The sequence below is a fragment of the Liquorilactobacillus vini DSM 20605 genome (assembly GCF_000255495.1).
GTDB classification, from domain to species: domain Bacteria; phylum Bacillota; class Bacilli; order Lactobacillales; family Lactobacillaceae; genus Liquorilactobacillus; species Liquorilactobacillus vini.
Window position 1 is genome coordinate 1 of record NZ_AHYZ01000165.1, and the last position, 3,878, is coordinate 3,878.

7 protein-coding genes are annotated in these 3,878 nt (G+C 35.6%); all 7 read right to left on the minus strand.

All coding sequences use genetic code 11. From position 1 onward, the window contains the following. Positions 1–26: 26 nt before the first annotated feature. Positions 27–461, minus strand: coding sequence for an Asp23/Gls24 family envelope stress response protein (locus ON15_RS08890; RefSeq protein WP_010581135.1), 435 nt, complete (start codon positions 459–461; stop codon positions 27–29). A gap of 56 nt (positions 462–517) precedes the next feature. After that, positions 518–940: an Asp23/Gls24 family envelope stress response protein gene (locus ON15_RS08895; protein WP_010581136.1), complete on the minus strand. Its 423-nt coding sequence runs from the start codon at positions 938–940 to the stop codon at positions 518–520. Positions 941–949: 9 nt separating this feature from the next. Continuing rightward, complete coding sequence (locus tag ON15_RS08900; RefSeq protein ID WP_010581137.1) at positions 950–1,129, minus strand: DUF2273 domain-containing protein; 180 nt, start codon at positions 1,127–1,129, stop codon at positions 950–952. 18 nt (positions 1,130–1,147) lie between these two features. Continuing rightward, positions 1,148–1,693 (minus strand): alkaline shock response membrane anchor protein AmaP, encoded by a 546-nt coding sequence (gene amaP, locus ON15_RS08905; protein ID WP_010581138.1) that lies wholly within the window; start codon positions 1,691–1,693, stop codon positions 1,148–1,150. 256 nt (positions 1,694–1,949) lie between these two features. Continuing rightward, complete coding sequence (locus ON15_RS08910; RefSeq protein ID WP_010581139.1) at positions 1,950–3,212, minus strand: chloride channel protein; 1,263 nt, start codon at positions 3,210–3,212, stop codon at positions 1,950–1,952. Between the two features lie 167 nt (positions 3,213–3,379). Next, a complete protein-coding gene (locus ON15_RS08915; RefSeq protein WP_010581140.1) occupies positions 3,380–3,682 on the minus strand; it encodes a bacteriocin immunity protein in 303 nt (100 codons plus the stop codon). Positions 3,683–3,734: 52 nt separating this feature from the next. Continuing rightward, the coding region (locus tag ON15_RS08920; RefSeq protein WP_010581141.1) for a LysM peptidoglycan-binding domain-containing protein at positions 3,735–3,878 on the minus strand (144 nt) is incomplete at its 5' end.

A 3,878-nucleotide genomic window follows, 5' to 3' on the forward strand; every position in this document is an offset into this window, starting at 1 on the left:
ATTAGCTGCTAAACTAAGACCTAACACTAAGTTTTTCTATGTAATTTTCTCCTATTTATTTTATTTTTTGAGGTTTTTTCTTGCTGATCATGCCATTGTTGAGGTGTTAATAAATCTTTGACATGCAACTTGATTGCAGCTACTTGGTAACCAGTCATTGAGTTGATTGCTACCACAATTTTTTTAGTTAACTTGTCAAAAATTTCATTAGCATTTTTCCCATACTCGAGAATACCTTCAAGTTCTAACTCAACTTTTTGATCATCCGCATCAATGTCAGCCGATACCCCTTGACCATGCTTATTTCCAGCGAGCTGACTAGTCATTTGATCAAAAAAGCCGCCTTGTAAATCTAAAACGCCATCGACTTCTTGCGCTGTTTTAGCGGCAATTTTCTCCAAGACTTCCTTATCAAAGATTATTTCTTTTTTTACTGTTGTATCCATAGTTGCCGTTGCCATATAAAAATTCCTCCTTTAAAATCAGTCCTAAACTCTACTCTGTTGCCGCCAATTATTTATTCAAGCTGCTTGCTATCAGTTGCCAATTGTGAGTTAGGTTTGCCTTTAGCTTCTTCTTGCCACTGGCGTTTACTCATAACATCATTGATATGCAAATTCAATTCAATAACTTCTAAACCAGTGAAATTTCTAATATCGCGAGCTACCTTTTGAGTAACAGTTTGAAAAATTTGTTGAATATCTTTACCATATTCAACGGTAGCATTCATCTCCAGTGCCACTTGTTTTTTCCCGACTTCTGCATCGATTCCCTGAGTTGGATCGGCTTGAGCCCGGAAACGATCAGTAATTTCACTAAACATTCCACCATTTAGTGCCAAAATGCCATCTACATTGCGAGCAGCCAAACCAGCTATTTTTTCAATCACGCCGTCATCGTATGTTAATGTAGTTTTTAATACTTTTTCTTTATTTTCCATGAAAACCTCCTACTGGTTTGACAAGAAACGAATCAGCTCTTCTTTTAAGTGCTGGATATCAAGAAATTTTCCAATCAGAGCACCAATTATTGCTAAAAAGGCAACTAAAATCATGCTCCAAAAACCTGCTAGGACCCAGGCTAGCCCTAAAATCACACCCAGCAAACTTCCAAACATCATTTGACTCATAGATCGACTCCTTTTCTATTAGACAACAGAAACATCTTTTTCCTTCTGAACTGGTTTCACTTGGATCTTTGGCTGCTTCAAGGTAACATTCAAGCTTTTTTGCAAATAAGCTACCGCAATTGCTAAAACTTGTTGACCTAATGCTTCATAATCTTGATCAAGCGAAGTCGCAAAAATCTTTAAATTAGCGTTTCTTTGCTTAGCAAAAATTTTCAAATTAACTTGAACAGTTTGCAAGTCCACTTGACTCATTAATCGATGCTGCAACTCCTTTTCAATTGCTGCAATCGGGATTGTTACCCTCCCTAATGTTTGTTGAAAACTAATCTCTTTGGCCTTTACTTGTTTAAAGATGCCAAATAATAAAAGAACTGCACCAATTAGAGCTGTCAAACTACTTAAAATTATTACTACAGACTGCCAAATATTTGGCCACTCAATAATCATTTTTTGCAACCAAAGAGTGAACGGCCTAAACTCAACTGCTGTTAATAGAAAAAGCAGGCCTGTCAAAAAAGTTAATAATCCTGCAAATCCAATAATAAACTTGGTAGATTTTCTCAAGCAAACCTCCTCCAGTCATCAATAAAGCGATTCAAAAACAATTCAATCAATCAGATTGTTAACCTTTAACTGTAAATTAATTTTATCATGTTTTATAATACGTTTCAAAAATTATGCTCATTATGCGAATCAACTGTTAATTATCAATAAAATTGTTTTTATGAGATAAAAAATTATTCAAAAAATGCCCACAGTTTCTGCCTGTGAGCACTCAAATAGCAATTTTAGTGATCTTGATCAAAATCTCTGTACTTTTTTAGTTAATGCTGTTTGAATCCAACTTTTGTAACAACAATTTAGAGGTTCCAATTGAAACAGCAACGCCTAAACCTAATGGTAGGAATGCCGAGTAGCCTAAATGGCTAACTTCGATGATCATAAATAAAGCCATTAGTGGTGCCTGTTGAGAAGCAGCTAACAAACTGCACCCCCCCAACAAGGCACATTGCCAAATCGTAATCATTGGAAAAATAGGCTGCAGAGCCATTCCGAGTGCCGCTCCTAATGATGCACCAATTGAAATTGATGGTTGCAAAGTGCCTCCAGATGCCCCAGTTTGAAGTGTCAAAACCGTTACAATTGCTTTCAACAAGGCACCTAATAAAAGTAAAACAATCAGTTTTGAACTGTTAGCTTTAATTGAAAATTGGGCTAACGCCCGTCCATTTCCCATAATTTGTGGAAAGTTCAGAGAAATTAACCCAGTCAAAAAGGCTGCCGCTGGCAAGTGATAAAGAATTCTTTTATCTTTGACTTGCAGTCTCCCAGCCTGTTTGAAAGCCTTCCGAAAAAAAGTTCCTAACATCCCAAAAATTGGGGCTGTAAAAATCACAATCACCAAAAATATCAGTTCAAATTTTTGATGTCCTACTAAATAATATGGTTCGAAACCCTTAACTAAAGTCCCAATTAACATTGAAATAATTGACATCGTTAAACTGACTGCCACTGTTCTTTTAGTGATCCGATGTAAAAGAATTTCGACACAAAAAAACATACCTGTAATTGGAGCACTATAAACACCAGCAAATCCGGCTCCAGCTGCTGCCGCGATTAATAATTCTTGATCTTCAATTGACAAAGAAAGGCCAATCTTGTTTAAAATATGGTTCCACTTTTGAGCAAACATTGCTCCAGCTTCTCTTGGTGCCAATTCACGTCCGACTGATCCACCAGTTCCAACATAAAAAATTTGCGTCATAACATGGATAAGTGTTGAACCAAGTGGCATTTGATTTCCTTGAAGAGCATTTGCAATTGAAACGGTTGGCTTGAACTTATTTCTCAAAACCCACCAAATAATTGCCGCAATTATGCCACCAATAAAAACTGACATCAAACGTTGAATTGGTCGAATTGCAATTGAAGCTGGATCAGCGGCAGATTCTTTAAAACTTAAAAAAAGCTGTTCAACACCATCTAATAACAAAATCAATCCCAGTGAACTTAATCCTACAATTACTCCTAAAATTAAAGTGGAAATTATTAAAACCTGATTTTTTCTAGCGATGATTTTCACTTGACACCCAACCTAACCATTATTTTTCTCAATCTCTTAAATTTATTATACGAGAGAAAATGCTAATTTCACAATTGATTTCTAAATCATTACTTTAAATTATTATTTCAGCCAAAAAAGCTGTAACAAGTTTCAATGCTTGTCACAGCTTTATTTTTATTCAAAGTTTAGAACCAACTTGTCAACATCATTGACGTAATTGCCATTGCATCATACTTTATTGCTCGTGATTTAATCTGATGATGCAAAACAATTAATGCTTTGGGAAAATTATTTTGATGAAACCAATAAGAAAGCACCATTTCTTTGCAAAGCTTAGTTGCCACTAAATCACAATCTTGACTTTTTTCAAGTTCTTGGGCCGAAGCAAAAATCATTTTTTGAGCTGCCGCAGATTGTTTAACTTCAGGATCACCATATGCTTGACTCAATTGATCCAATAGTTGTTTAACCGCACCATGATTTATCATTTTAAATTCCCCCAAAAGACTGACTTATCAAGCCCGTAGTTGAACTAAACCATTAGGCAAATTTTAATTTTTGTCCGACTGAAATCTCATTTGGATTAGAAATATGATTCAAAGCAACTAAATTCGCCACACTTGTATTGTTCTCTTTGGCAATCTCATATAAAGTATCACCAGATTTAACCGTATAGCTTCCACT

Bases quoted from the DNA above. Each gene is read 5' to 3' on its own strand.
- ON15_RS08890 (WP_010581135.1), bottom strand. From the start codon at position 461: ATGGCAACGGCAACTATGGATACAACAGTAAAAAAAGAAATAATCTTT.
- ON15_RS08895 (WP_010581136.1), bottom strand. From the start codon at position 940: ATGGAAAATAAAGAAAAAGTATTAAAAACTACATTAACATACGATGAC.
- ON15_RS08900 (WP_010581137.1), bottom strand. From the start codon at position 1,129: ATGAGTCAAATGATGTTTGGAAGTTTGCTGGGTGTGATTTTAGGGCTA.
- ON15_RS08915 (WP_010581140.1), bottom strand. From the start codon at position 3,682: ATGATAAATCATGGTGCGGTTAAACAACTATTGGATCAATTGAGTCAA.